The following is a 24,713-nucleotide window of genomic DNA, read 5'->3' as shown; positions in this document are numbered from 1 at the left end:
AACGCCAGCCCGCACCACCGGAGTTGAACAGATGACCGTGACCCTCGGCGTCCACGCCAGCAACCCCTCGCTCTACTACCTCGCCCGACTGCCCTACCTGGAAGAGGAACTGGCCCCGCTCGGCGAGACCGGCGCCTTCCACCACTACGCCGACGGCACCCGCACCGGTGCGCTGCTCGCCGACGGCACCATCGACTTCGGCGGGACGGGCTCGACCCCGCCGGTCACCGCCCAGGCGGCCGGCCACGACCTGGTGTACGCGGCGGTCTCCGCACCCCGGCCCGACCACGGCGCTCTGCTGGTGCTGGACGGCGGCCCGGTCCAGGCGGTGGCGGACCTCAAGGGCGGCACCGTCGTGCTGGGCATCGGATCCTGGCAGACCCATCTGCTCGCCAAGGCCCTGCACGCGCAGGGACTTTCGTACGCCGAGGACGTCACCCCGGTGCGCCCGGCGGCCGGCGAGGACCAGGCCCAGCGGCTGCGCGACGGCGAGATCGCGGGGTGGATCGCCCAGGGCGCCGAACTGGCCGCCGCCCGCCGGAGCGGGGGCTTCCGGGAGCTGATCCGCACCGGCGACGTCATCACCGACCGCTCGGTGTTCTTCACCCGCCGGGACTTCGCGACCGAGCGCCCCGAGGTGGTCGCCGCGATCGCCGCCGCGCTGCGCCGGGCCGACGCCTGGGTGGCCGCCCACCCGGCCGAGGCGGCTGCGATCGCGGCGGAGCAGCTGGGCGGCTCGGCCGTCGACTGGCAGGCGGCGCTGGCCGCACTGCCGTGGCAACTGGAGCCCGCCACCGCCGGGTTCATCGCCGAGCAGCAGGAGGCCGCGGACATCTTCCACGGGGTCGGGTTCATCGACCGGGCGCTGACCGTCGCCGACGCCCATCTGCCCGAGCTGGAGGCCCCGGTGGCCGCCGCGCTCGCCAAGGCGGTCTGAACCATGGCCTCCGAAGTCCTCTGGTACACCATCCCGCGCGAGGGCCACTACCCGTGGGAGCCAGCCGGACGCCGCCCGGTGGATCTCCGCTACTTGCAGCAACTGGCGGGAAGCGTCGAGCGGTTGGGCTACACCGGCGCCCTGCTCGCGACCGACCTCTACGACGTGTGGACGCTCGGCAGCGCGCTCGCGGCCGCCACCACCCCGGCGTTCAAGCCGCTGCTGGCCGTCCACCCGGGGCTGGTCTCGCCCACCCTGCTGGCCAAGATGGCGCTCAGCTTCGACCGGATGCACGGCGGCCGACTGCGGTTCAACGTGGTCAACGGCTCGACCGCGCAACTGCGCGAGTACGGACTGGACGTCGAGCACGACGACCGCTACCGGCTCAGCGCCGAGTACTGGTCGATCGTCAAGCGCCTGACCGCCGGCGAAGTCTTCGACCACAAGGGCGAGTTCTACGATCTGAAGAACGCGGGCGCGAGCCTGAGGGAGCTGGCGCCGGTCCAGCCCGGCGGCATCCCGCTCTGGTTCGGCGGCAGTTCGGCGGCTGGCATCGAGATGGCGGCCGAGCACGTGGACGTCTACCTGACCTGGGGCGAGCCGCCGCACCTGCTCAAGGAGAAGCTGGACCTGGTCCGGGCGCGGGCCGCCGCCCACGGCCGGACCCTGCGGATCGGGCTGCGGCTGCACCTGATCGTCCGCGACACCGAGGATGAGGCCTGGGCGGCCGCCGACCGCCTGCTCGACGTCACCAGCGAGGCCACGTACGCCCGTCAACTGGGCGGCGCCAAGGGAGAGGACGGGGTCGGCTGGCAGCGGCAGTTCCGCCAGCACGGCGGCAAGGTGCCCGCACGGGCCCGGGAGCTGGAGGCCTACCCGAACCTCTGGCCAGGAATGAGCCTGTTCCGCCCCGGCCCCGGTACGGCGGTGGTCGGCTCGACTGCCCAGGTGGTCGAGCGGTTGCAGGAGTTCGAGTCGTTGGGCGTCGACACCTTCATCCTCTCCGGCAACCCCCTGCTGGAGGAGGCCCACCGGGTTGCAGAAACGGTACTGCCCGCCTTGGGCATCCGCCGCTGACAGCCGACAACTGACAGCTGACAGATGATGAAATCTGTCAGCTGTCAGTTGTTCGCCCGTTCCGCCGGCAAGCCCCGCCCGCCCCCCTCCCCGCTCAGAGGCTGAGTCGGTCGATCTCCGCCAGCTCCTCCGCGGTCAGCGGACCGCCCGCGAGCGCGTCGATGTTCTGGTCCAGCTGGGCGACGCTGCTCGCCCCGATGATCACCGAGACCACCCGCGGGTCCCGCAGGACCCAGCACAGCGCGAGCTGCGCCAGCGTCTGCCCGCGCCGCTCGGCGACCTTGTTGAGTGCCCGCAGCTGCTCCAGCTTCGGCCCGCTGAGTGCCTCCTCGGTCAGGAACCGCCCGACCGACATCCGCGAACCGGCCGGCACCTCACCTGACAGGTAGCGATCCGTCAGCAGGCCCTGGGCGAGCGGCGAGTAGGCGATGAGGCTGGTCCGGGTCTCGCCCACCGCGTCCAGCACGCCCTCCTCCACGTACCGGTTGAGGATCGAGTACGCCGACTGGTTCAGCAGCACCGGCGTGCCCAGCTCGCGCAGGATCGCCACCGCCTCCCGGTGCTGCTCCGCCGGGTAGTTCGAGATCGCCGCGTACAGCGCCTTGCCCGAGCGCACCGCGCTGTCCAGCGCGCCCATCGTCTCCTCGAGCGGGGTGTCCGGGTCGTAGCGGTGGGAGTAGAAGACGTCGACGTAGTCCAGCCCCATCCGGCCCAGCGACTGGTCCAGGCTGGCCAGCAGGTACTTGCGGCTGCCGCCGTTGCCGTACGGGCCGGGCCACATGTCCCAGCCGGCCTTGCTGGCGATGAACAGCTCGTCGCGGTACGGGCGGAAGTCCTGGGCGAACAGGTAGCCGAAGTTGCGCTCGGCGCTGCCGTACGGCGGACCGTAGTTGTTCGCGAGGTCGAAGTGGGTGATCCCCCGGTCGAAGGCGCGGCGCAGTACCGCCCGCTGGACCTCCAGCGGCTGGGCGTCACCGAAGTTGTGCCAGAGGCCGAGGGAGACGGCCGGCAGCTGAACGCCGCTGCGGCCGGCCTTGCGGTAGGTCATCGAGGCATAGCGGTCATCCGCGGCGAGGTAGCTCATGCCGGACATCTTGCCAGTCGCCGCGGGCGGATCAAGCCCTTGCCCCGTTTCTGACCGGTGCTTATGCTCGCGGAGGATCGTACGCGTGCGAGGCGAAGGGGGAGTCACGATGACCGTCCAGGCTGTGACCGCGCCCGCGACCCCAACCGCGACCGCACCCGCGACCGCCGCGCCCTGCTGTTGTCGTCGCCGCCGCCGCACCTCGCGCTGACGCCGCCCCAGAGCCGCTCCGCCGCGATCCCCTCCCGGTGCCGCCCGCGTGAGCGCAGCCCGTACCGGGGCGTTCCGCGCGGGCCGCCGCCACCCCTCCTCGGCAGCCCTGCCCGCGCCTCGGGTCAGGGCGTCGCGCCGAGGCCCCATCGAGCGCCCCCAAGGAGACCGCCGTGCGGTTCACCGTCTCGTCCCTCGTCGCCAACGGACCCGATCCCGTGACCGGCGTCCAGCGCACCCCGCAGGAGAAGCTGTGGAACGTCATCGACCAGGCGGTCGTGGCCGAGCAACTCGGTTACGACGGCTACGGCGTGGGGGAGCGGCACGGTGAACCGTTCCTCTCTCCGGCGCCGCCGGTGCTGCTCAGCGCGATAGCGGCCCGCACCTCCACCATCCGGCTGTTCACCACGGTGACGGTGCTGAGCATCCTGGATCCGGTCCGGGTCGCCGAGGACTACGCCCTGCTCGACCAGCTCTCCGGAGGCAGGGTCGAGTTGATCATCGGCAAGGGCAACGACCCGCGGCACTTCGACCTGTTCGGTCTGCCCGAGGAACGCCAGTGGGACGCGCTCGCCGAGAACTACGGCCTGTTGCGCCGGCTCTGGCGCGAGGAGAGGGTGACCTGGGAGGGTTCGACCCGCCCGCCGCTCAAGGACGCGGCCGTCGTGCCGCGCCCGTTGCAGGACCCGATCCCGGTGTGGCACGGCAGCGCGACCAGCACCCAGTCCACCGACCTGGCCGCCCGCTACGGTGATCCGCTCTTCTCCGCCAACTCCTTCCACCCGCTGGCCAAGTACCGCTCCCTGGTGGAGCACTACCGCGAGCGCTGGGCGCACTACGGGCGCGATCCGAGGGGGGCCAGGGTGGGCGCGAGCTTCGGCGGGCTGTACGTCGCCAAGCGCTCGCAGGACGCGGTCGAGGGTTTCCGTCCGTACTGGGACGCGATGTTCGGTTCGGCGGCCGGCCGGCACAACAAGTCGCCGTTCACCTCGCTGGAGGACGCGCTGGAGCACGGTTCGGCCCTGGTCGGAAGCCCGCAGCAGGTGATCGAGAAGATCCACCGCTATCACGAGGCCTTCGGCAACGAGGTGGTCGGGATCGGAGTCGACGCTCTGACGGAAGGGGCGCAGCGGGAGCAGTTGGAGCTGTTCGCGGCGGAGGTAGCCCCGGTGGTCAGGCGCGAGCTTCCGTGAGCGCCCGCCCGACGTGACGCGCGCCACCGGCCGCGGTGGAGTGCCGCCGGTCGGGGAGGGGGAGACGAGCGGGCGAGGGGCCGTGGCCGCCGGGGGGCGGCGCACGGCCCTCAGTCGTCCCCGGCGCGTACCCGTCCGCCCGCCTTGTCCACGGGGCGGACCGCGTCGGCCCGCCTCGCGTCCGCGTCGAGCCGGGCAATCCCTGGCCTTCTGTACCTACTGGTATGTACAGTGGTTCGCATGACCACCCAGGACCGCCTCATCGAGAGCACCCAGGCACTCCTCTGGGAGCGCGGCTACGTCGGCACCAGCCCCAAGGCCATCCAGCAGCACGCCGGCGTCGGCCAGGGCAGCATGTACCACCACTTCGCCGGCAAGCCCGACCTCGCCGCCGCCGCACTGCGACGCAGTGCCGAGCAGCTGCGGGGAGTCGCCGCCGCCGACCTGTCCGCCCCCGGCAGCGCGTACGACCGCATCGCCGCCTACCTGCGCCGCGACCGCGACGTGCTGCGCGGCTGCCGGATCGGCCGGATGGCCCAGGACCCGGACGTCATCGCCGACCCCGAACTGCGCGCCCCCGTCGAGGAGACCTTCGACTGGCTGCGCGCCCGGATCGCCGAGTTGGTGGCCGAGGGCCAGGCGGCGGGCGAGCTCGCCCCCGGTGTCGACCCGGCCGACACCGCCGCTGCCGTGGTCGCCGTCGTCCAGGGCGGCTACGTTCTGGCCCGCGCGGCCGGCCGGGCCGAGCCCTTTGATCAGGCCGTACGCGGCGCCCTCGGCCTGCTCGCCGCCCAACGCACCGCCTGACCCGCGCCGCGCACGGCTGAGCGGCCGCGTGACCGACTGGCCGCGTAACCGCGTGACCGCGTGACCGAGCGCGTGACCGACTGGCCGAGCGACGCCCGCTCGACGATCCGACCGAGGAGACCCGCCGTGCACGCCATGCAGTACGAGATCACCCTCCCCGCCGACTACGACCTGGGGATCATCCGCAAGCGCGTCGCCGACAAGGGCCATCTGCTCGACGCGCACCCGGGCCTCGGGCTCAAGGCGTACCTGGTCCGTGAGCGGGGCCGCGACGGGTCGCCCGTCAACCAGTACGCGCCGTTCTACCTCTGGCGCACCGTCGAGGGCATGAACAGCTTCCTCTGGGGACCGGGCTTCCGCGGCCTGAGCGCCGACTTCGGCCGCCCGGTCGTCCGTCACTGGCTCGGCGCCGGTCTGGCCCACGGCGCCGTGCCGGATGCTCCGGCGACCTCGACCTCGACCTCGACCGTGACCACGACCGTGACCACGACCGCGACCACGGCTACCCGCCACACCGTCAGGCTCCCCGAGTCCGACGATCCCGCCGAGGCGGTCGAGCGGGCCCTCGCCGAGTTCCCCGCGCACCCCGCTCTGCACACCGCCGCCGTCGCGGTGGACCCGAGCCGCTGGGAGCTGGTCCGCTTCGCCCTCTGGCACGGCCCGGCTCCGGACGACGTGCCGGGCAGCCGCTACCAGGTGCTGCACCTGTCCCGTCCCGAACTCGACCGGCTGCCTGGCGGCCGGCACTGGTGAAAGGTTTCGCCACTCCCATGACCAGCCCCACGCCCGCCTCCGCGACCGCCCCCGTCACCCCCGCGACCGCCCCCGCCGTCCCACCCCCCGCCCCGATGACACCGGCCGACCTGACCCTCGCGCCGCTCGACCGCGAAGCCGGCTACGCCCTGCTCGCCGACCTCGCCGGCCCGGTCGCCGCCACGACCCTCGGCGGCCTGGACGGTCTCGCACCCGGTTTCCCCGACTGGATCGTCACCAGTCTCTTCGGCGGCACCTACCAGCGCCCCGGTCTCGCCCTGCGCGACCGGCAGGTGGCCAACCTGGCCGCGCTCACCGCCCTCGGCGGCGTGGAGCCGCAGCTCGCCGACCACGTCCGCAACAGTCTGCGGATCGGCCTGACCAGGGAGGAGATCACCGAGGTCATCGTCCACCTCGCCCCCTACGTCGGCGTCCCCAAGGCTCTGGCCGGCCTGCGGGTCGCCACCGCCACCTTCGCCGAGGTACCCCCGACCGAGGTACCCCCGACCGAGGTATCCCCGACCGAGACGTCCCCGACCCCCGCATCCCCGACCCCCGCATCCCCGACCCCCGCATCCCCGACCCCCGCATCCCCGGCCGAGGCGGACCGGGCATGACCCCCACGATCCGTACCGTTCTCGGCGACCTCGACCCCGCGGAACTCGGTGCCACCGACTCCCACGACCACCTCTTCATCCGCAGCCCCCTGCTCCCCGGCGAGGAACTGGACGACCCGGCCGCCGCCGAGGGTGTCCTGCGCGCCTTCGCGGCGGCCGGCGGACGGTCGTTCGTCCAGTGGACCCCGTACGGCATGGGTCGCGGAGCGGACTCCCTCGCGAAGCTCTCCCGTGCGACCGGAGTCCACGTCGTCGCCGCCACCGGCCTGCACCAGGCGGCCCACTACGACCCGGACACCCTCCCTGCCGTGTACGACGGGCTGGCCGAACGCTTCACCGCCGAACTCACCACCGGGCTGACGGCCGAACCGGCCACCGAGTTGCCTGGACCGCCCGTAGCAGCCGAGGCCCCCGTAGCCGCCGAGGTCCCCGAAGCACCCGCGTCGCCCGAGGCCGTCCGGGCGGGCCTGATCAAGATCGCCTGCGACCCCGGGGCCATCACGGCGCACACCCGCCGGGTGATGGCCGCGGCCGCCGACGCGCACCACGCCACCGGTGCCCCGATCGCCGTCCACCTCGAACCCCGAGCCGACCCGCACCTCGTCCTGAACCGGCTGCACGTTCGACACGGCGTCCCGCCCCACCGGATCATCCTCGGTCACCTCACCCGGCTGCCGGATGTGCGGGTGCACCGCGAACTCGCCGCGGAAGGCGTCTACTTCGCGCTGGACAGCCCCTCCCGGGCCGGCCACCCGGCCGACCACCAGGCCTTCGACGTCATCGCCGACCTCGTCGAGGCCGGCCACGCCTCCCGCCTCCTCCTCGGCGCCGACACCACCACCCGCACCGCCCGTCGGGCCGACGGCCCGACCGCACTGCTCGACGACCTCGCCCCACGGCTCGCCCGCACCTTCGGCCCCGAACTGCCCGGCCTCCTCCTCACCGCCAACCCGGCCGCCGCCTTCGCCACCGAGTGGCGCACGCCCTGAACCGTTCCCGCTCGGCCCGCCCCGGTCTCGACCGGCCGCAGGCCGAACCAGGGTCCTCGGTGAAGGCCCGCCGCCCACGCCCTACCGTGACGGCCATGGTGACCCTGCGCATCCTCACGACCGACGACTGGCCGCTCTGGCGCGACCTGCGCCTCGCCGCCCTCTCCGACGCGCCGCACGCCTTCAAGGCCCGCCTGGCGGACTGGCACCACGGCGGCGAGGAACGGTGGCGCGCCCGGTTGCACCTTCCGGGCGCGCCACCACGTTGCGGCGCTGCTGGACGGTCCGGACGGTCCGGACGCCATGCCCGTCGGCCTGGCGGACGGTCTCCCCGGAGTCGACGGCGTACGGGAGTTGCGCTCGGTGTGGGTCGGACCGAAGGCGCGCGGCAGGGGCGTCGCCGACCGCCTGCTGGAGGAGGTCGAGCGCTGGGCCCGCGCATCCGGCGGCAGCACGCTGCGCCTCGCGGTGCTCCCCGGCAACGAACCCGCGATCACGCTCTACCGCCGGCACGGCTTCACCGAGCTCACCGAGCTCACCGAGCCCGGCGGGCCCGGCGGGCCGCTCGTCGGCGGGGTCGCCCGGGAGCTCGTGATGGCGAAGCCGCTGCGCTGACGGTTGCAGCTGACGGCCGGGCGGGCCGGTCACCCGCCGATCCACCCCGCCACCCGCTCGACGGCCGCGAACGCGCCGAAGGCGAGCAGCTGCCACCCGGCACCGACCCTGCCGAGGTCATCAAGAACCTTGCCGCGCCGTTGTACTTCCGGGTCCTGATCACGGCCGAGCGGGTGGACGGCGACACCGCCGACCGAGCCGCCGCCGCCGTTCTCGCCGCGGCCCGCAACGGTGGCCTCGGCTGACCCGGGCGGCCGTCACGAGCCCGGCTGCCGTCACGAGCCCGGCCCCGCCGTCCGCGACGCGACGGCGGGGCCCGTGTCACCGGGGGGGGGAGTGGCCGGGGCCCCGCCGTCGCGCGGCCGTCCGGCGGCTCACATGTGAGTGCCGCCGTCGATGCGGAGCTCGGTGCCGGTGACGAACGCGCCGTCGTCGGAGGCCAGCATCGCGATCACCCCGGCCACCGTCTCCGGACCCGCGAAGCCCTGGCCGAGGGCCGGGGCGAGCTTGGCGAGCAGGCTGAAGTCGGCGTCGGCGGGCAGCCCGGGGTTGTGGGTCATGCCGCTGTCGATGCTGCCCGGCGCGACGCAGACCGCACGCAGGCCCTGCTTCGCGTACTCGGAGGCGATGGCGTGGGTGAAGGACTGGATGCCGCCCTTGGTCGCGGCGTACGCGGCCATGTAGGGGTGGGCGAAGCTCGCCGAGGTGGAGCTGAAGTTGACCACCACGCCCCTGCCACCCGCGAGCAGCGAGGGGAGCGCCTCGCGGGTCATCAGGAAGGTGCCGGTCAGGTTGACCGCGAGGAGCTTGTTCCAGAACTCCAGGCTGGTCTCGTGGGTGTGCGAGGAGCGGAGGATGCCGGCCGCGTTGACCAGGGCGTCCAGCCCGCCGAGGTCCGTGATCGCCGCCGCGACGCCGGTGACGACGGCCGCCTCGTCCGAGATGTCCAGGACCTGGATGGCCAGGCGGTCCGCGGTGCCGTCGGCGGTCGCGCGGTCCAGGGTCGCCTTCAGGCCGTCCTCGTCGACGTCGACGGCGACGACCTTCCCTCCCTCGGCGAGGATCCGGTGCACGGTGGCCTGGCCGATGCCAGAGCCGCCGCCGGTGATCAGGACGTTCCGTCCGCTGAAGCGCTCCATGGTGGTACTCCGTTCGTTCGTTCGTGGCCTCTCGACCTCAAGAGGCACGGTACGCCTTAATGGCATAACGTGCCAATAAGTCCTCTGGGTGTCACTTCGGCGCAACGCGCCACAGTGGCACCGGCCCGCGTACGCTGACCCTGTGACCGGACGCCCCACCCTGAATCAACGCCGCCGCGACGCCACCCGGCTGGACATCGCCCGTACCGCCGCCGCACTCTTCGCCGAGCGCGGGGCCGAGGCGACCACCGCCGAGGAGATCGCCCTCGCGGCCGGCATCTCGCTGCGCACCTTCTACCGGTACTTCTCCGTCAAGGAGGACGCCGTCGCGCCGCTGCTGGCGGCCGGTGGGCGTCGCTGGGTCGACCAGCTCGCCGAGACCCCGGCCGATCTGCCGCTGCGCGAGGCTCTGGAGCGCTCGGCGGTCGCCTCGCTGACCCCGCCCGACGAGGAGGCGGTCGAGGCGATGGAGTGGACGCGAAGCCTGCTGCGCGACCCGCGCCTCGACGGCACGTGGCAGCGCGTCCACGCCGACTCCGAGGAGCGGCTGCGGGCGGTCCTCGCGGCGCGTTGCCCGGGCGGCACCGACCCGCTGGAGATCCGACTGGCCGCCGCTGCGGCGACGGCCGCGATCCGGGTCGCGCTGGAGGAATGGGCCGCCTCGGACGCGCCCACGACCGGCCCGGGCTCCCCGCGGGAGCTCGGTGCGCGCTGCATGCGCGAACTCACGGCGGGGCTGCGGCTCTACGGGCGGGAGGGCTGGGCCCGCCCGGCCGCGAACAGGTGACAGATAACAGCTGACAGATTTCGTTATCTGTTATCTGTTATCTGTTATCTGTTATCTGTCGGCTGTCATCTGTCATCTGTTCCTTCTCCCCGGCCCCGTTAGGGTGGGTGATCGCGCGCCCCGGTGGGGGAACCGGGGTGACCACCTCGGATGTCCTGGACGGAGGGGGCGGGGAGTTCGAGGCGTGGGAGCAAGTAGGACATGGGTCTGACGAGCCACAAGGTGTTGGCGCTGGCCGTATTGATCGCCGTCGTGATGACGGCCGGCACGGTCTGGCTGTGGCCAAGACTCGCCAAGCAGACCTGGCAGGCGGTGCTCGGCCGGATCGGCTCCCTGCTCGCCACCCAGCTCGCGGTGCTGGCCGCGCTCGGCCTGGTGGCGAACAACTACTTCGCCTTCTACAGCAGTTGGGACGACCTGCTGGGCACCGGTGACACCGGCCCGGTGGTGATCCACAACAAGGCGGACGCGTCCGGCCGGCTGCTCGTGGAGACGATCGGCCACGCCTCCGTCAAGGGCGGCGGCGCGATGGGCCGCGAGCCCAGCCAGTCCGGTGAGATCCGCAAGGTGCGGATCGACGGCGCGGCCAGCCGGCTGTCCACCGAGGGGTACGTCTTCCTGCCGCCGCAGTACTTCCAACCGGAGTACGCGCAGCGGCAGTTCCCGGCGGTGATCGTCAGCACCGGCTTCCCCGGGATCGCCGAGAACCTGATCACCCGGTTCAACTACCCGGGCGCAGCGCTCAAGTTGCTCCAGGACGGCAAGATGCAGCCGACCGTCATGGTGCTGATGCGCCCCTCGCCGGCCCTGCCGCAGGACACCGAGTGCGAGGACATCCCGGGCGGCGCGCAGTCCGACACGTACTTCACCAAGGACGTCCCCTCAGCGATCCAGGCGAGCTTCCGGGTCTCCTCCGACCCGCAGGCCTGGGCCTTCATGGGCAACTCGACCGGCGGCTACTGCGCCCTCAAGCTGGCCATGCGCCACCCGGACGTCTTTCCGACCGCCGTCGCGCTCTCCGCCTACTACGACGCCGCCGACGACCCGACCACGGGCGACCTGTTCGGCGGCAGCAAGCAGCGTCGTGACGAGGCCAACCTGATGTGGCGGTTGAAGAACCTGCCGCAGCCCAAGGTGTCCGTGCTGCTGGCCGGCACCAAGAAGGGCGACGGCGACTACCGGCGCGACACCGAGGCCTTCGTCGACGCCGTGCAGTCCCCGATGAAGGTCTCCTACAGCATGTTGGAGAACGGCGGCCACAACTTCGAGACCTGGAGCGCGCTGCTGCCGTCCTCGCTGGAGTGGATGTCCCAGCACCTCAAGGTCCCGAACCAGGCTGCCTGAGCAGGCCGCCCGAGCAGACTGTCTGAGCAGGCAGTCTGCTCAGACGGTCTGAGTAAGCCGACGGACAGCGAGGGGGCGCGGGAGCGGTGAGGCTCAGGCCACCCGCTCCAGCGTCCCGGTGTGCAGCTCGCCGACCCGGCCGCCCTCGCCCTCGTACGTCCAGAAGGCGCGCACCGTCAGCCGGCCGAGGTCCATCACGTGGCTGACGGTGATCCCGCTCTCCTCGGTCCAGCTGATGAAGTAGATCTCCGGCGCCACCTCGGCGACGTGCAGCCGCACGTCCTCCCACTGGCCCGCCGACTCGCCGAGGCCCTCCCAGCGCAGCCGCCTGCCGTCGGCCGAGTAGGTGTTGCGGAAGGCCGCGCCGTTGTCGGCCCGGAAGAGGTAGGTGCGGCCGGCGAAGGCGGGCAGGGGCGCGGTCATGGTGGGGCGGTACCTCGTTCCTGTGGGGCCGTGCACGGCGGTCTTGTGCACTGCGGAAGATGTCGGACCTCCAATTTATCCGACCCGGTGAGCCGGGTGGGCGCACCCGTGGACGGTGCGCCACGGCACCGGCCGCCACCGCGCAGGCCGGCGCGGTGTGCGGCGGGCACCTGGGCGCCCGCCGGCGGCCGGTCCTACCGTCCACCCCCATGAGACGCACCCCCACCCCCATGCGGCACACCCCCACCGCCGTCAGACGCACCCCCACCGCGTTGTCCGCCCTCCTGCTCACCCTCGCCGCGCTGCTCCTCGGCACCCCCACTCCCGCCCAGGCCACCGCCGCCCAGACCGTCACTTCCCAGACCACCGCCCAGGCGGCCACCGCCCCGCTCACCCTCGAAGCCGCCTTCCCCGCCCCCGGCAACGGCTGGGCCAAGGTCGAGCGCTACCTCGACACCACCCCCGGCTTCCGCACCGAGCAGTACCCGGCCGACGGCCGCGGCGACCAGGACGGCGCCCGCCGGACGTACTTCGGCGGCACCGGCCAGCCCTCCTCCAGCCGCTTCCTGCTGTACTCGGCGACCGGCTGGGACACCGGTAGCCGTCCGACCCCCGTGCTGCTGGTCCACGGCGCCAACGACAACGCCGACCGCGCCTGGGCGAACCCGGGGGAGAGCGGCACCTGCGGTGCCTCCGCCTGCCCGTCCACCGGCCTCGCCCAGTACCTCGCCGGCACCGGCCACCGGGTGTTCGCCATCGGCTTCGCCCACAAGCAGGGCGACAACCTGTTCCAGGCGCAGGCCGTCGGCGACGCCGTCGCGCTGATCCGGGCCCGCCTCGGCGTCCCGCAGGTGGACGTGGTGGCCTGGAGCAAGGGCGAGGTCGCCGCCCGGGCGTACGTGTCCTCGGTGCGCCCGTCCTGGGGGCGGGCCTACGCGGGCGACGTGCGCCGCCTGATCACCCTCGGGGGCCCGAACGGCGGGCTCGACTACGTGTACGCGCACGGCTGGTCGTTCGACCTCGCGAGCTGGCCGGCCTGCGGCGGCACCGCCAACGCGCCGTCCCCGCACCTCTACATGACCTGCTACGGCACCTACACGGCGCAGCCCTGCCTCGGCGTGCTGCCCACCGGCGGCTACGACTGCTACCCGGGCCAGCGCCAGCTGCTCGCCCGCTGGGACGGCCGGTACGGGGTGGACGGCACCGCCCAGGACTGGTGGACCACCTACTACGGCGGCCAGGGCTTCTACACCTCCGGCCAGGGCATCCAGGCGGCGATCGACGCCGGTTCGCTGATCGCGCCGCTGCAACAGGCGGGCGTCCCCGCGTCGGTGCGCACCTATCTGCTCGCGGGCGGGTCCGCCGACATCCCGGGCGTGCTCAACGAGAACCGGGGGCCCAGCGACGGCATCGTGTTCACCGCGAGCGCCCTGGACACCACCGGCATCGCGACGATCGGCGGCACCCGGCTGCTCACCGGCCTCAACCACCTGGAACTCGCCTGGGCACCGGAGGCCGAGAGCCAGGTCGACAACTGGCTCGCTTGACCCGTGGACCGCCGATTCGCCGATTCGCCGATTCGTCGTTCGGCAGCTCGACGGCTCCGCTGATCCGTCCCAACTGATCCACCACGCAGCGTCGTTGATCGACACCGCTGTGACCTGTGCGACAACCGGCCCGAGCAGGTTGTCCGTTCACGGACGGCCCGCCTAGCCTGCAACCGTCGTCCGCCCTCGCGGACCCCCGCCGCCGGGACGCCGAGTCCTGTCCACCCGCCGGCCGGCAACCGAGCACCACAGCGGACGGGAGCGGGGGAACCAAGGTCAGCGCCCGGCCCGTACGCTCCCGCGTGCGGGCCGTGGCTAGGGGTGAAGCCGCTTCCACCGGCGGCCGGGCTGCCTCAGCCCGAATCCGACAGCTCACCTCGCAGGCGTCGCAGAGGACACTGCCATGCACCAGCCTGCCCGGCGCCGCGCGCCGCGCCACGCCCGTCCCTCCCACCGGGGCCGCAACGCCGCCCTCGCCGTCACCGGAGCGCTCGCCGTCACCGGCGCCGGACTGCTCGGCCTGCCGGCCGTCTCCGGCGCCCAGGCCGCCACCGCCCCGACCGTCACCCAGGACCGGCTCGCCCCGGCGACCATGGTCGCCAACCAGGCCGCCACCGCCTCGCTGACCCTCCACTCCTCGGCCTGCTTCACCGCGAAGACCGTCGGCGTGGGCGTCCGGAACGCGGCCGGTGCGAACCTCGACTTCCCGGGCAACGCCTCCAATGTGCAGATCTGCCCGAGCGGCCTGTCCTTCACCAGCGGCGCACGCGCCCTGCCGGCCGGGACGTGCACCCAGTTCGGCTTCTGGCAGGACCTCGGCGGGGCCTGGCACAACCTGGCCTCGCAGCAGCTGGTGGTCTCCAGCACCCCGGCGCCGACTCCGCCCCCGACCCCGACGCCCACCACGAAGCCGACTCCCGCCCCGACCCCGACTCCCGCCCCGACCCCGACTCCCGCCCCGACCCCGACGGCGACCCCCACCGCGAAGCCGACCCCGACGAGCAGCCCGAGCCCGAGCAGCCCGAGCGCCACCGCCAGCCCGTCGGCCGGCACCCCCGTATCCCCGGTCGCCGGCAAGTCGCTGACCTGGTCCGACGAGTTCAACGGCCCGATCAGCTGGGGCTCGCGCTGGGTCGGCGACAAGAGCACCGCGTACAAGTACGGAAACCACAACCCGGACGACAACAAGCTCGACCTGCTGAACAAGAACAACGTCAGCGTCGCGAACGGGGTCGCCACCTTCACCGCTGCGCCCGGCACCACCACGCTGGAGAACGGCAAGCAGGCCTGGAACACCGGCTTCCTGACCACCGAGGGCTCCAGCGAGGGCTTCCAGGTCAGGACCGGCGACTACGCCGAGACCCGGGTCAAGCTGCCGTCCGGCTCCGGCGCCTGGCCGGCCTTCTGGACCTGGAAGAACGGCAACGGGGAGGTCGACTCCTTCGAGTACCACCCCGACAACCCGAACCTGCTGGAGCTGACCAACCACGTCAACCCCGGCAACCCCAAGTACTACACCGACGCCGGTGCCGTCGCGAAGGACCAGTGGGTGACCATCGGCACCTATTACGGCGCCACCTCGGTGGACTGGTACGTCAACGGCGCCAAGGTGTTCTCGGACGGCAAGGGCGTCGGCGCCAACTGGTCGGCGTACCTGATCCTCAACCTGTCGGTCGGCGCGGGGAAGTACCACCCGGCGCCGCAGGGCACCGCCCCGATCACCTTCGCCGCCGACTACGTCCGCGTGTACCGGTAGGGCCTTCGGGGCTTCCGGGTCAGGAACCGGGAGCCGTCTCGACCACCGTGATGTCGAACGGCTGCCGGTTGTTCCCCTCGTCCGGGTCGTCCACGCCGCGCACCGCGACCGAGCCGCCGGTGAGCTTGCCGATCCGCAGGTCCGGGGAGAGGCGCACCGGTACCAGCGCGGTCGCGCTGCGCAGCGGGGGCAGTCCGGCCGGGAAGACACAGCGCACCTGCCGGCCGTTGAGCCGCACCTCGCAGTCCTCGGGGAAGTACGGGCCCACTGGGGAGACCCCGGGAGGCAGCGTCACCAGCACGGTGAACGGTGCGGCGGTGGTGTCCGGGCCGCGGTTGGCGATGAAGGCGTGGACGGTGGTGGTGCCGCCGGGCGGGGCGGCGTCCGGGTCGAGCCGGACCACCTCCAGATCGGAGCGGGACGCCGTGGGGGCTGCCGTGTCCACCGCCGGCCGGGGCTCGGGCCGCCGCAGCGCCCAGGACGGGCCGGCGGTCAGCGTCGCCACCGAACAGCCGGCCGCCATCGCGGCGACGAGCGAGGCCGCGCGGAATCCGCGGAGCCTGCTGGCCTGCCCGGACCCGCCCCGCCTGGACCCGCCCTGCCCGGACCCGCCTCGCATTGTCGAACGCCTGTACGTCATCGTCGTCCACCCTGTCCCGGGGCCCCGGCCGCCCGCGCCGCTGCGGGCCGCGTCCGCACCAGGGTGGCGGAGCCTGCGCCGGGGGCCGGTGCAACCCGCTCGGCGTCCGCCCGAACGGGGGAGCGTACGTACGGGAAGTCGACCGGATCGACTTCCCGTGCGTGAAGCGGGCGGTGGCGACGGGTCAGGGTGCGAGGACCTGCCCCAGCCGGGTCGCGATGTGATGCATCACCGGCACCAGCGAGGACGTGCCGGCCTGCTCCTCCAGGGCCCGGATGCGGGCCTCCGGGCCGGACACCGACAGGGCGGTGGGCGTCGGCGCGCCCGGTACGGCGAGCGCGATGCAGCGGACGCCGATCTCCTGCTCCTGGTCGTCGACCACGTAGCCGCGCTCGCGAGCCTCGGCGAGCTGGTGCAGCAGCTCCTGCGGGTCGGTGACGGTGTACTCGGTGTGCGCGGGCAGCGGGTTGGGGCCCAGGACGGCGCGCGCCTCGTCCTCGGGGAGCTGGGCCAGCAGCGCCTTGCCGACGCCCGTGCAGTGCGGCTGCACCCGTCGGCCGACCTCGGTGAACATCCGCATCGAGCGCCGCGACTGCACCTGCCCGACGTACACCACCTCGCCGCCCTCCAGCACCGCCAGGTTGGCGGTCTCGCCGGTGGCCTCCATGAGTTCGGCCAGGTAGGGGCGGGCCCAGCTGCCGAGCAGCCGGCCGGCCGTCTCGCCGAGGCGGATCAGCCGGGGGCCGAGGGTGTAGCGACGCGCGGTGTCCTGGCGTACATAGCCCTGCTGGACGAGGGTACGAACCAGGCGGTGGATGGTCGGCATCGGCAGGCCGGAGCTGGCGGAGAGCTCGCTGAGGGTGGCCACGCCGCCGGAGTCGGCCAGCGCCTCCAGGAGTTGGAAGGCGCGCTCGACGGACTGCACGCCGCCGGTCGCGCGGTCCGGGCTGGTCGTCGATGCTGTGTCGGGGGTCGAAACCACCGGCGTTCCCTTCGCTGTCGGGGAGGAGTAGAGTCCCGGCGATCACATCAACAAACCGTTGAAATTCTGTATCGCGGAAACTAGTCTCCACCTTACAGAATCGAACCCGCCGACAGGTGGGTTCCGATCAAGGAAGTTCCCACCGGAGCTCCCTTCGCCAGGCTCAACCGCTTAGGAGTGTCCTGCCCATGGCTACAGAACAGGGACCCGTCGGCGCCTCCCCCGCTGCTCCGGTCGTCACTGTCGCCGGTCCGCGCGTTCACCGGGCGGAGGAGGTGCTCACTCCGGAGGCGGTCGCCTTCGTCGTCGGCCTCCATCGCGCTTTCGAAGGGCGCCGACAGGAGCTCCTGGCCGGGCGGAAGGCCCGCCGGGCGGAGATCGCCAGAGCCGGCACGCTGGACTTCCTCCCCGACACCGCCGACGTCCGGGCCGCCGACTGGAAGGTCGCCGAGGCGCCCCGCGCGCTCCAGGACCGCCGGGTCGAGATCACCGGTCCCACCGACCGCAAGATGGTCATCAACGCCCTCAACTCCGGCGCGCGGATCTGGCTCGCCGACTTCGAGGACGCCACCTCCCCGACCTGGGAGAACGTGGTCAGCGGCCAGATCAACCTGATCGACGCCTTCGAGGGCCGGATCGACTTCACCACCTCCGCCGGAAAGGCGTACGCCCTCAAGCCCGCCGCCGAACTCGCCACCGTCGTGGTCCGCCCGCGCGGCTGGCACCTGGACGAGAACCACCTGCTCGTCGACGGCGCCCCGGTCGCCGGAGCCTTCCTCGACTTCGGCCTGTACTTCTTCCACAACGCCGCCCGGCTGCTCGCCAAGGGCGCCGAGGACCCCAACTCCGGCCCGTACTTCTACCTGCCGAAGACCGAGAGCCACCTCGAAGCCCGGCTCTGGAACGACGTGTTCACCCACGCCCAGGCCGCGCTCGGCATCCCGCACGGCACCGTCCGCGCCACCGTGCTGATCGAGACCATCACCGCCGCGTTCGAGATGGACGAGATCCTCTACGAGCTGCGCGACCACGCGGCCGGCCTCAACGCCGGGCGCTGGGACTACCTGTTCTCGATCGTCAAGAACTTCCGCGACGCCGGCGAGCAGTACGTCCTGCCGGACCGCAACAGCGTCACCATGGCCTCGCCGTTCATGGCCGCCTACACCCGCCTGCTGGTGCAGACCTGCCACAAACGCGGCGCTCACGCGATCGGCGGCATGGCCGCGTTCATCCCCAGCCGCAGGGACCCGGAGGTCAACGCCGCCGCCCTGGAGAAGGTCAAGGCGGACAAGGACCGCGAGGCCGGCAACGGCTTCGACGGCTCCTGGGTCGCCCACCCGGACCTGGTGCCGGTCGCCCGCGCCTCCTTCGACGCGGTGCTCGGCGAGCGCCCCCACCAGAAGGACCACCCCGGGCCCTCCGAGCCGGTCACCGCGACCCAGCTGCTCGACATCGCCGGCGCCGACGGCAGCTGCACCCACGCGGGGCTGCACAACGCCGTCCAGGTCGGCATTCGCTACATCGAGGCCTGGCTGCGCGGCCTCGGTGCGGTCGGCATCTTCAACATGATGGAGGACGCCGCCACCGCGGAGATCTCCCGCTCGCAGATCTGGCAGTGGATCCACAACGGCGTCGTCCTGTCCGACACCGGTGAGAAGGCCACCGCGGACCTCGTCCGCGCCCTGGTCGCCGCGGAGTTGGCCGAACTCCTGGCCGAGCTGGGTGCGGACGCGTACGCCGGCGGCCGCTGGCGCGAGGCCGCCCAGCTCTTCGAACAGGTCGCCCTGGCCGAGGAGTTCGCGGACTTCCTGACCCTCCCCGCGCTTCCCCTGCTGGGCTGAGTCCCAATCCATCCGCCGGCGCCGCCGCTGCCGCCTGCCAGGCTGTAGCGGTCCCGCCGGCCCATTGCTCCGTTCCGTACGGCGACGATTCCACCTGTCCTCTCGTCGCCGTGCGGAACGGCTTTTTCCCGGTACCCGGTAAGGAGTTCAACCGTGCCCCGCATCTTCTTCAACGGCCAGGCCATGGTCGGCGGACCGTTCCACGCCAAGGTCGCCGACTCGCTGGTCGGCCCGGCCCGGACGGCCCCCGGCTACCGCTTCTTCTCGATCGACGACGTCTGCCCGGGCCTGCTCGCCGATCCGGCGGTCGACACCGCCATCGAGGGCGAGCTCTACGAGATCACCCTGGAGCACCTGCGCGACGTCATCCTCCCCGGCGAGCCGCGGGAGTTGGAGCTCGGCGTCATCAAGCTCGACGACGGCTCCGCCTGCCTGTCGATGCTGCTCGCCCGCGGCGAGGTGGAGCGGGGGGTGCACCGCGAGATCACCCACCACGGGGGCTGGCGCGCCTACCTCGGCTCGCTCGGGCGCACCGCCTGAGACCGGGCGCGTAGCGGCGGACGCACCACGGCGAACGGATCACAGCAAGCGAATCACGGCGAACAGATTTCAGCGAACAGATAACAGATGACAACTTTCGTCAGCTGTCATCTGTTCGCTGTTATCCGTCACTCGTCACCCGCCCCCGGGCACGCCGCAGCCCCGGACCCCCGCCGTGGGTCCGGGGCTGCGGTCCGCGCGCCGGCCGGGAAGGCCGGGTTGCGGAGTCCGGGTCACGCACCGTCCCTGGGCAGCCCGGAGTTCAGGGGTGGAGGAGGAGCGGGGCGTCAGAGCGGCCGGGCGGCGAGCTCCTTGGCGGCGCGGGCGCAGGCGCGGGCGATCCGGTCCTCGTCGACGGTGGTCAGCTGGCCCTTCTCGACGACGGCGTTGCCGTTGACGAACAGCACGGCCAGCGGCGGCAGGGCGCCGAAGGTGAGGGCGGCGACCGGGTCGGCGATGGAGGAGTGCAGGACACCGTCGATCTTCCACAGCGCGAGGTCGGCGAGCTTGCCGACCTCGATCGAGCCGATCTCGTCCTGGCGGCCGAGCACCCGGGCGCCGCCCATGGTGCCCAGCCGCAGCGCCTGGCGGCCGGTGAGGGCGGCCGGGGACCCGTGCAGACGGTTGATCAGCAGGGCGTTGCGCAGCTCGGTGCCGAGTTCGCCGGACTCGTTGGAGGCGGTGCCGTCGACGCCGAGGCCGACCGGGACGCCGGCCCTGAGCATGTCGGGGACGCGGGCGATCCCGGCGGCCAGCCGGGCGTTGGAGGAGGGGCAGTGGGCCACGCCGGTGCCGGTCTCGGCGAACTTGGCGATGTCGGAGTCGTTCATGTGGACGCAGTGCGCCATCCAGACGTCCTCGCCGAGCCAGCCGACGGACTCGAAGTAGTCGGTCGGGCCCATGCCGAACAGTTCCTTGCAGAACTGCTCCTCCTCGGCGGTCTCCGAGCCGTGGGTGTGCAGCCGGACGCCCTTGCGGCGGGCGAGTTCGGCGGACTGGCGGAGCAGGTCGGTGGAGACCGAGAACGGCGAGCAGGGCGCGATGGCGATGTGCAGCATCGAGCCGAAGGAGGAGTCGTGGTAGGTGTCCACGGCGGCCTCGGAGGCGGTGAGGATGTCGTCGAGCTCCTCGACCGCGTGGTCCGGCGGGAGGCCGCCGTCCTTCTTGCCGCGGTCCATGGAGCCGCGCAGCGCCGTGAACCGCAGGCCGAGCTCCCGGACGGCCTCGATGGAGGCGCCGAGGACGTCGCCGCCGTCCTTGGGGAAGACGTAGTGGTGGTCGGAGGCGGTGGTGCAGCCGGACTTGAGGAGGGCGGCGGCGGAGCCCTGGCTGGCGGCGTGGACGAGCTTCTCGTCGATCCGGGCCCAGGTCGGGTAGAGGGCGACGAGCCAGTCGAAGAGGATGTCGTCCTGGGCGAGGCCGCGGGTGATCCACTGGTAGAAGTGGTGGTGGGTGTTGACCAGGCCGGGGGTGATCAGGTGGCCCTCGCCGTTGATCCGGCGCACCACGTTGTCCAGCCACTGCGGGGCGGGTCCGTCGCCGACCGACTCGATCGTGTTGCCGAGGACGACCACGTGGCCGCGGGCGTACTCGGTGTCGTCGGCGTCGACGGTGGCGATCGCGACGTTCTCGATGACGATCCGCTGGTCGGCGGGTGGGGGCTGGACTGCCATGGTGTCACTCCTATGGGGGAGGGCCGGGAGGGGCGTGCGCCGCGCGGCGTGTGCCCCTCCCGGGCCGGTCAGGACGGTGTCGCCGTCGGCACCGTCGCGCCGGAGGTCTTGCCGGACCTGGTCCGGCGGGCGGCTCCGGCGTGGTGGAAGAGCAGGTTGAGCAGGACGGCCATCACGCAGCCGACCGAGATCCCGGAGTGCATCAGGGTCCGGACGGCCTCCGGGAAGGAGTCGTAGAAGGTCGGCACCGCGATGGGGATGATGCCGACGCCGAGCGACACGGACACCAGGATGGTGTTCGAGCTGGACTCCATCCCAGCCTCCGCGAGGGTGCGGATGCCACTCGCCGCGACGGTGCCGAAGAGCACGATCCCGGCGCCGCCCAGGACGGGCTGCGGTACCAGGGAGACGAGCGACCCGAGCACGGGGAAGAGCCCGAGCAGGATCAGGATGCCGCCGCCGGCCGCGACCACGAAGCGGCTGCGGATCTTGGTCAGCGCCACCAGCCCGATGTTCTGGGCGAAGGCGCTGGCGGCGAAGCCGTTGAAGACGGGGCTGAGCGCGGTGGCCAGTCCGTCGGCCCGCAGGCCGGCGGCGAGCGTGGGTTCGTCGGCCTCGCGCTCGACGATCTTGCCCAGGGCGAGCATGTCGGCGGTGGACTCGGTCATGGCGACCACCATGACGATGCACATCGAGACGATCGCGGCGGCGTCGAAGACGGGCGCGCCGAAGTGGAACGGGGAGGGGAGCGCGAAGACCTTCGCGTCCTTGACCGCGCCGAAGTCGGCCAGGCCCAGCGGGAAGGCGATCAGGGTGCCGAGCGCCAGGCCGATGAGCAACGAGAGCTGCTGCCAGAAGCCGCGCAGCAGCCGGTTGCAGAGCACCACCGCGACGAGGGTGATCGCGGCGAGCCCGACGGCCCGCATGGAGCCGTATCCGGGGGCGCCCGGCGAGCCGCCGCGCGCCCAGTTGACCGCCACCGGAAGCAGGGACACCCCGATGAGGGTGATCACGGTGCCCTGGACGACCGGGGGGAAGAACCGGATGAGCTTGCAGAAGTACGGTGCCGCGAGGAAGCACAGGATCCCCGCGACGATCACCGCTCCGAAGATCACCGGGAGGGCGTCCTTCGGGCCGTGCTCCTTGGCTATGGCGATCATGGGCGCGACTCCCGCGAAGGAGACGCCGTTGACGAACGGCAGTCGCGCGCCGATCTTCCAGATGCCGAGGGTCTGGAGCAGGGTGGCCAGTCCGGCGGTGAACAGGCTGGCCGAGATGAGCAGGGCGAGTTCGGCGGGGGAGAGCCCGACGCCGGCGCCGACGATGAGCGGGGGTGCGACGACCCCCGCGTACATCGCGGCGACGTGCTGGAGTCCGGTGGAGAAGAGCTTCACCGGGGGCAGCAACTCGTCCACGGGGTGGGTTCCGGGCCCGGACGGCTCACCGGGGAGGTGCGCCGACGTGCCGTCCGGGCCAGAGGTTCTTTCCGGGGTGGAACCGCCGTCTTTACTGCTGGTGTCGCTGGGTGCCATGTCGAGCCCCTCTTGTGCCCGTGACTCCCGGCGCGCCCGCGGCGCTGGAGGTGCCCCGAGGGCGGGACGGCGGTGCAGGAGTCCCTCGGGGCGCTTCTCCAGTGCCCCGGGCCGGCCGCCGCGAGGCAGACACGAACTCCGGTGGGTGGGGGTGGAGAAACTGGTGGAACGGGTGGTTCTGGTGGTGCGGGTACTGCTGTCCGCCCGGACGCGGCCGGCGTTCGGGGGCCGGCGGGTGCGGCGACTCCGGGTGGTGCCCATTGGGGTGGGGCGGTCAGGCGACGGGGATGACCGGGACGACGCCCTCGCGGTGCACGGTGCCCTCGATGAGGCCGTACATCCGGTCGGCGGCGTAGTAGACCTCGTTGTCGTTCTTGAGGCCGAAGGGCTCCAGGTCGACGAGGAAGTGGTGCTTGTTGGGTAGCTCCAGGCGGACTTCGTCCACCTCGGCGCGGTTGTTGAGGACCCGGGTGCCCATCGAGTGCAGGGTCTGCTGCAGCGAGTAGGAGTAGGTCTCGGCGAAGGCCTCCAGCAGGTGCCGCCGCACGTGGGTGTAGGAGCGGTTCCAGTTGGGCTGGGCCTCGCCGTCCCGGCCGTCGTAGCCGTACTTCCAGCGGGCGGTGACCTGGGTGGCGAGGATGCGGTCGTACGCCTCTTGCAGGGTGGTGTACTTGTCCTTGATGTAGCCCCAGAACTCCGAGTTGGTGGAGTTCATGACGACGAGGTCCTTGAGGCCGGAGATGACCTGGACGGTCTCGCCGTCGTAGACGATCTCGGTGGTGCGGGTCTCCTGGCCGTTGCGGACGAAGGAGTGGCCGACCTCCTCCGAGCCGATGAAGCGGGCCGAGTTGTCCGGCGTCTTGATCCGGTCCCAGGCGTACTCCTCGATCCGGATCCGGGCGCTGTGCACGACGCCGCGCTCGGTGTCGTCGACGAAGTGGCGGGCCAGGATGATGCCGAAGGCCTCGGCCGACTCGATCCCGTGCTCCTTGGCGAAGGCGTACACGGTGTTCTTGGTGGTGTCGGTGGGGAGGCAGTTGGCGTTCGACCCGGTGAGGTGGACGTCCTCGAACTCGCCCCGGAGGGAGACCGAGACGTTCAGGTCCTTGATCTCGTGCCGGGTGGAGTCGCGGTAGACCCGCACGATGCGGTTCTCCGCCTTGCCGTACTGGTTCTGACCGAGCACGTGGGCCATGACGTGGCTCCTAGGGCTTCCAGGTCGGTCTACTAGCTTCCGCGGTAGACCGAGTATCCGAACGGGTTGAGCAGCAGCGGCACGTGGTAGTGGTGCTGCGCGGGCGCGACCGTGAAGACGATCGAGACCTCGGGGAAGAACGGCGGCTCCGCGGACTTGAGCGCGTGGTAGGCGCGGGTGTCGAAGAGCAGCCGGACGACCGAGCCCGCCTCCACGGCCGGCAGGTCCTTGACCCGGCCGTCGGAGTCCGTGGCGGAGGTGCCGAGCACCTGCCAGCCACCCTCGGTGTGCAGTGCGAGCTCGACCGGGACGCCCTCGGCCGGGCGGCCGAGGCTGGTGTCGAGCACGTGGGTGGAGATGCCAGTCATGGGTGAAGTGACCTTACTGATGGCAGAAGTGATCATTCGTCAACGCATGCTAACGATCCGTCAGGATCTGCCCGTCGGGGCCCGCCAGGACCCGCCAGGGCCTGTCAGGGCGCGTCGAGCAGGCGATTGAGCCGAATGTCGTTGATCTTGCGCAGTTCGCCCCGGACGATCTCCGCCTCGGTGGCGGCGTCGTTGGGGTGGCGCTCGCGCAGGGCGGCGAGCATGGTGGCCGCGGTGCGGCCGGTCGCGCAGATCAGGAACACGTGGCCGAACTTGGCCTCGTAGGCGGCGTTGGCCTCGTGCAGTTCGTCGAGGAGGGCTTGGTCCACGCCCTGGATGCCGGCCTGCTCCCGCTGCGAGGTGGCGTCGCCGGTCCTGGGCTTGCCGATCCGGGCGTGGCCGGCCATCGCGTCGTGCAGGTCGGCGACCGTCAGCCCGACCACGGCCGCCGCGTTGGCGGCGAGCAGGGACTCCCGGTCGGGCCAGGGCCTGGCCCGCGCGACGTCGGCGGCCCAGTGGGGGCTGGAGCAGACCTCCAGCAGAACGGCTTCCAGGTCCGCGGTGTCGGCCGCGGCCAGGGCGTCAAGGGTGTGGGGGTGGTTGGTCACGGGTGGACCTCCTGAAGAGTGGTGCCACCCGCACAAGCTAGATCCACCCCACCCGG

At 72.2% G+C, this 24,713-nt stretch carries 23 protein-coding genes, 1 pseudogene and 1 riboswitch; of the genes and pseudogenes, 14 read left to right on the top strand and 10 right to left on the bottom strand.

All coding sequences use genetic code 11. The features are described from left to right. The first annotated feature begins 31 nt into the window (after positions 1 to 31). A complete protein-coding gene (locus AC07BF_RS09940; protein WP_478333190.1) occupies positions 32 to 937 on the top strand; it encodes an ABC transporter substrate-binding protein in 906 nt (301 codons plus the stop codon). Between the two features lie 3 nt (positions 938 to 940). Further along, positions 941 to 2,014 (top strand): LLM class flavin-dependent oxidoreductase, encoded by a 1,074-nt coding sequence (locus AC07BF_RS09935; RefSeq protein WP_478333189.1) that lies wholly within the window; start codon positions 941 to 943, stop codon positions 2,012 to 2,014. 94 nt (positions 2,015 to 2,108) lie between these two features. On the opposite strand, the gene AC07BF_RS09930 is transcribed toward AC07BF_RS09935, so the two are convergent. Next, positions 2,109 to 3,098, bottom strand: a complete 990-nt coding sequence (locus AC07BF_RS09930; protein WP_363579290.1) for an aldo/keto reductase — start codon at positions 3,096 to 3,098, stop codon at positions 2,109 to 2,111. A gap of 383 nt (positions 3,099 to 3,481) precedes the next feature. Between AC07BF_RS09930 and AC07BF_RS09925 the strand changes: the two genes are divergently transcribed. The 6 genes and pseudogenes from AC07BF_RS09925 (at position 3,482) to AC07BF_RS09900 (ending at position 8,282) form a co-directional block, all read left to right on the top strand. Continuing rightward, positions 3,482 to 4,501, top strand: a complete 1,020-nt coding sequence (locus AC07BF_RS09925; protein ID WP_363579288.1) for an LLM class flavin-dependent oxidoreductase — start codon at positions 3,482 to 3,484, stop codon at positions 4,499 to 4,501. 240 nt (positions 4,502 to 4,741) lie between these two features. Then, complete coding sequence (locus AC07BF_RS09920; protein WP_363579286.1) at positions 4,742 to 5,308, top strand: TetR/AcrR family transcriptional regulator; 567 nt, start codon at positions 4,742 to 4,744, stop codon at positions 5,306 to 5,308. Positions 5,309 to 5,434: 126 nt separating this feature from the next. Beyond that, entirely contained in the window at positions 5,435 to 6,061 is a 627-nt protein-coding gene (locus AC07BF_RS09915; RefSeq protein WP_400843698.1) for a DUF4865 family protein, read from the top strand. 17 nt (positions 6,062 to 6,078) lie between these two features. Then, positions 6,079 to 6,678 carry a carboxymuconolactone decarboxylase family protein gene (locus tag AC07BF_RS09910; RefSeq protein WP_478333188.1) on the top strand — a complete coding sequence of 200 codons (600 nt, stop codon included), beginning with the start codon at positions 6,079 to 6,081 and terminating at the stop codon, positions 6,676 to 6,678. Then, complete coding sequence (locus AC07BF_RS09905; RefSeq protein WP_363579283.1) at positions 6,675 to 7,667, top strand: phosphotriesterase family protein; 993 nt, start codon at positions 6,675 to 6,677, stop codon at positions 7,665 to 7,667. The genes AC07BF_RS09910 and AC07BF_RS09905 overlap by 4 nt, the downstream gene beginning before the upstream one ends. A gap of 95 nt (positions 7,668 to 7,762) precedes the next feature. Then, positions 7,763 to 8,282 (top strand): annotated as a pseudogene (locus tag AC07BF_RS09900) (N-acetyltransferase family protein). A gap of 374 nt (positions 8,283 to 8,656) precedes the next feature. Here AC07BF_RS09900 and AC07BF_RS09895 read toward each other — a convergent pair. Further along, positions 8,657 to 9,421: an SDR family NAD(P)-dependent oxidoreductase gene (locus tag AC07BF_RS09895; protein WP_363579279.1), complete on the bottom strand. Its 765-nt coding sequence runs from the start codon at positions 9,419 to 9,421 to the stop codon at positions 8,657 to 8,659. Positions 9,422 to 9,563: 142 nt separating this feature from the next. Here AC07BF_RS09895 and AC07BF_RS09890 point away from each other — a divergent pair, with 142 nt between their 5' ends. Together AC07BF_RS09890 and AC07BF_RS09885 are read left to right on the top strand one after the other, a co-directional pair. Beyond that, positions 9,564 to 10,208: a TetR family transcriptional regulator gene (locus AC07BF_RS09890; protein ID WP_363579277.1), complete on the top strand. Its 645-nt coding sequence runs from the start codon at positions 9,564 to 9,566 to the stop codon at positions 10,206 to 10,208. Between the two features lie 201 nt (positions 10,209 to 10,409). Then, positions 10,410 to 11,552 (top strand): alpha/beta hydrolase, encoded by a 1,143-nt coding sequence (locus tag AC07BF_RS09885; RefSeq protein WP_478333187.1) that lies wholly within the window; start codon positions 10,410 to 10,412, stop codon positions 11,550 to 11,552. Between the two features lie 93 nt (positions 11,553 to 11,645). On the opposite strand, the gene AC07BF_RS09880 is transcribed toward AC07BF_RS09885, so the two are convergent. Beyond that, the gene (locus tag AC07BF_RS09880; RefSeq protein ID WP_063349998.1) at positions 11,646 to 11,975 is read right to left on the bottom strand and encodes a MoaF-related domain-containing protein; all 330 of its coding nucleotides are present in this window, start codon (positions 11,973 to 11,975) and stop codon (positions 11,646 to 11,648) included. A 209-nt stretch (positions 11,976 to 12,184) separates the two neighbouring features. On the opposite strand from AC07BF_RS09880, the gene AC07BF_RS09875 reads away from it, so the two are divergent. Together AC07BF_RS09875 and AC07BF_RS09870 are read left to right on the top strand one after the other, a co-directional pair. Next, on the top strand, positions 12,185 to 13,522 hold the full coding sequence (locus AC07BF_RS09875; RefSeq protein WP_478333186.1) for an esterase/lipase family protein: 1,338 nt from the start codon (positions 12,185 to 12,187) through the stop codon (positions 13,520 to 13,522). 234 nt (positions 13,523 to 13,756) lie between these two features. Beyond that, positions 13,757 to 13,923, top strand: a riboswitch (cyclic di-AMP (ydaO/yuaA leader). A 2-nt stretch (positions 13,924 to 13,925) separates the two neighbouring features. Continuing rightward, positions 13,926 to 15,278: a glycoside hydrolase family 16 protein gene (locus tag AC07BF_RS09870; RefSeq protein WP_478333185.1), complete on the top strand. Its 1,353-nt coding sequence runs from the start codon at positions 13,926 to 13,928 to the stop codon at positions 15,276 to 15,278. Between the two features lie 19 nt (positions 15,279 to 15,297). Here the strand turns inward: AC07BF_RS09870 and AC07BF_RS09865 are convergent, their stop codons facing one another. Together AC07BF_RS09865 and AC07BF_RS09860 are read right to left on the bottom strand one after the other, a co-directional pair. Beyond that, positions 15,298 to 15,801, bottom strand: coding sequence for a hypothetical protein (locus AC07BF_RS09865; protein WP_478333184.1), 504 nt, complete (start codon positions 15,799 to 15,801; stop codon positions 15,298 to 15,300). Between the two features lie 301 nt (positions 15,802 to 16,102). Further along, positions 16,103 to 16,900 (bottom strand): IclR family transcriptional regulator, encoded by a 798-nt coding sequence (locus AC07BF_RS09860; protein ID WP_363579268.1) that lies wholly within the window; start codon positions 16,898 to 16,900, stop codon positions 16,103 to 16,105. A 188-nt stretch (positions 16,901 to 17,088) separates the two neighbouring features. Between AC07BF_RS09860 and aceB the strand changes: the two genes are divergently transcribed. Both aceB and AC07BF_RS09850 read left to right on the top strand, forming a co-directional pair. After that, positions 17,089 to 18,741: a malate synthase A gene (gene aceB / locus AC07BF_RS09855; protein WP_363579266.1), complete on the top strand. Its 1,653-nt coding sequence runs from the start codon at positions 17,089 to 17,091 to the stop codon at positions 18,739 to 18,741. 153 nt (positions 18,742 to 18,894) lie between these two features. After that, a complete protein-coding gene (locus tag AC07BF_RS09850; RefSeq protein WP_363579264.1) occupies positions 18,895 to 19,281 on the top strand; it encodes an allophanate hydrolase-related protein in 387 nt (128 codons plus the stop codon). Positions 19,282 to 19,568: 287 nt separating this feature from the next. On the opposite strand, the gene AC07BF_RS09845 is transcribed toward AC07BF_RS09850, so the two are convergent. The 5 genes from AC07BF_RS09845 to uraD form a co-directional block, all read right to left on the bottom strand. Then, entirely contained in the window at positions 19,569 to 20,954 is a 1,386-nt protein-coding gene (locus tag AC07BF_RS09845) for an 8-oxoguanine deaminase (protein WP_478333183.1), read from the bottom strand. A gap of 68 nt (positions 20,955 to 21,022) precedes the next feature. After that, on the bottom strand, positions 21,023 to 22,486 hold the full coding sequence (locus AC07BF_RS09840; protein ID WP_363579260.1) for a nucleobase:cation symporter-2 family protein: 1,464 nt from the start codon (positions 22,484 to 22,486) through the stop codon (positions 21,023 to 21,025). Between the two features lie 274 nt (positions 22,487 to 22,760). After that, positions 22,761 to 23,681: a factor-independent urate hydroxylase gene (gene pucL / locus AC07BF_RS09835; RefSeq protein ID WP_350875324.1), complete on the bottom strand. Its 921-nt coding sequence runs from the start codon at positions 23,679 to 23,681 to the stop codon at positions 22,761 to 22,763. Between the two features lie 32 nt (positions 23,682 to 23,713). Continuing rightward, the gene (gene uraH, locus AC07BF_RS09830; protein WP_363579258.1) at positions 23,714 to 24,049 is read right to left on the bottom strand and encodes a hydroxyisourate hydrolase; all 336 of its coding nucleotides are present in this window, start codon (positions 24,047 to 24,049) and stop codon (positions 23,714 to 23,716) included. A gap of 104 nt (positions 24,050 to 24,153) precedes the next feature. Further along, a complete protein-coding gene (uraD, locus tag AC07BF_RS09825; protein WP_478333182.1) occupies positions 24,154 to 24,657 on the bottom strand; it encodes a 2-oxo-4-hydroxy-4-carboxy-5-ureidoimidazoline decarboxylase in 504 nt (167 codons plus the stop codon). Positions 24,658 to 24,713 lie beyond the last annotated feature (56 nt).

Source organism: Kitasatospora sp. NPDC043950 (genome assembly GCF_056435345.1).
The sequence above is the reverse complement of the archived record's forward strand: the minus strand, read 5'-3'. Positions and strand labels throughout refer to the sequence as shown.

What these genes read in the sequence shown, in the direction of transcription:
- AC07BF_RS09885 (WP_478333187.1), top strand. Translation starts at nt 10,410, where the DNA reads ATGGGTCTGACGAGCCACAAGGTGTTGGCGCTGGCCGTATTGATCGCC.
- AC07BF_RS09840 (WP_363579260.1), bottom strand. Translation starts at nt 22,486, where the DNA reads ATGGCACCCAGCGACACCAGCAGTAAAGACGGCGGTTCCACCCCGGAA.
- AC07BF_RS09865 (WP_478333184.1), bottom strand. Translation starts at nt 15,801, where the DNA reads ATGGCGGCCGGCTGTTCGGTGGCGACGCTGACCGCCGGCCCGTCCTGG.
- AC07BF_RS09905 (WP_363579283.1), top strand. Translation starts at nt 6,675, where the DNA reads ATGACCCCCACGATCCGTACCGTTCTCGGCGACCTCGACCCCGCGGAA.
- AC07BF_RS09845 (WP_478333183.1), bottom strand. Translation starts at nt 20,954, where the DNA reads ATGGCAGTCCAGCCCCCACCCGCCGACCAGCGGATCGTCATCGAGAAC.
- AC07BF_RS09910 (WP_478333188.1), top strand. Translation starts at nt 6,079, where the DNA reads ATGACCAGCCCCACGCCCGCCTCCGCGACCGCCCCCGTCACCCCCGCG.
- pucL (WP_350875324.1), bottom strand. Translation starts at nt 23,681, where the DNA reads ATGGCCCACGTGCTCGGTCAGAACCAGTACGGCAAGGCGGAGAACCGC.
- AC07BF_RS09870 (WP_478333185.1), top strand. Translation starts at nt 13,926, where the DNA reads ATGCACCAGCCTGCCCGGCGCCGCGCGCCGCGCCACGCCCGTCCCTCC.
- AC07BF_RS09930 (WP_363579290.1), bottom strand. Translation starts at nt 3,098, where the DNA reads ATGAGCTACCTCGCCGCGGATGACCGCTATGCCTCGATGACCTACCGC.
- AC07BF_RS09895 (WP_363579279.1), bottom strand. Translation starts at nt 9,421, where the DNA reads ATGGAGCGCTTCAGCGGACGGAACGTCCTGATCACCGGCGGCGGCTCT.
- AC07BF_RS09935 (WP_478333189.1), top strand. Translation starts at nt 941, where the DNA reads ATGGCCTCCGAAGTCCTCTGGTACACCATCCCGCGCGAGGGCCACTAC.
- AC07BF_RS09920 (WP_363579286.1), top strand. Translation starts at nt 4,742, where the DNA reads ATGACCACCCAGGACCGCCTCATCGAGAGCACCCAGGCACTCCTCTGG.
- uraH (WP_363579258.1), bottom strand. Translation starts at nt 24,049, where the DNA reads ATGACTGGCATCTCCACCCACGTGCTCGACACCAGCCTCGGCCGCCCG.
- aceB (WP_363579266.1), top strand. Translation starts at nt 17,089, where the DNA reads ATGGCTACAGAACAGGGACCCGTCGGCGCCTCCCCCGCTGCTCCGGTC.
- AC07BF_RS09940 (WP_478333190.1), top strand. Translation starts at nt 32, where the DNA reads ATGACCGTGACCCTCGGCGTCCACGCCAGCAACCCCTCGCTCTACTAC.
- AC07BF_RS09880 (WP_063349998.1), bottom strand. Translation starts at nt 11,975, where the DNA reads ATGACCGCGCCCCTGCCCGCCTTCGCCGGCCGCACCTACCTCTTCCGG.
- AC07BF_RS09875 (WP_478333186.1), top strand. Translation starts at nt 12,185, where the DNA reads ATGAGACGCACCCCCACCCCCATGCGGCACACCCCCACCGCCGTCAGA.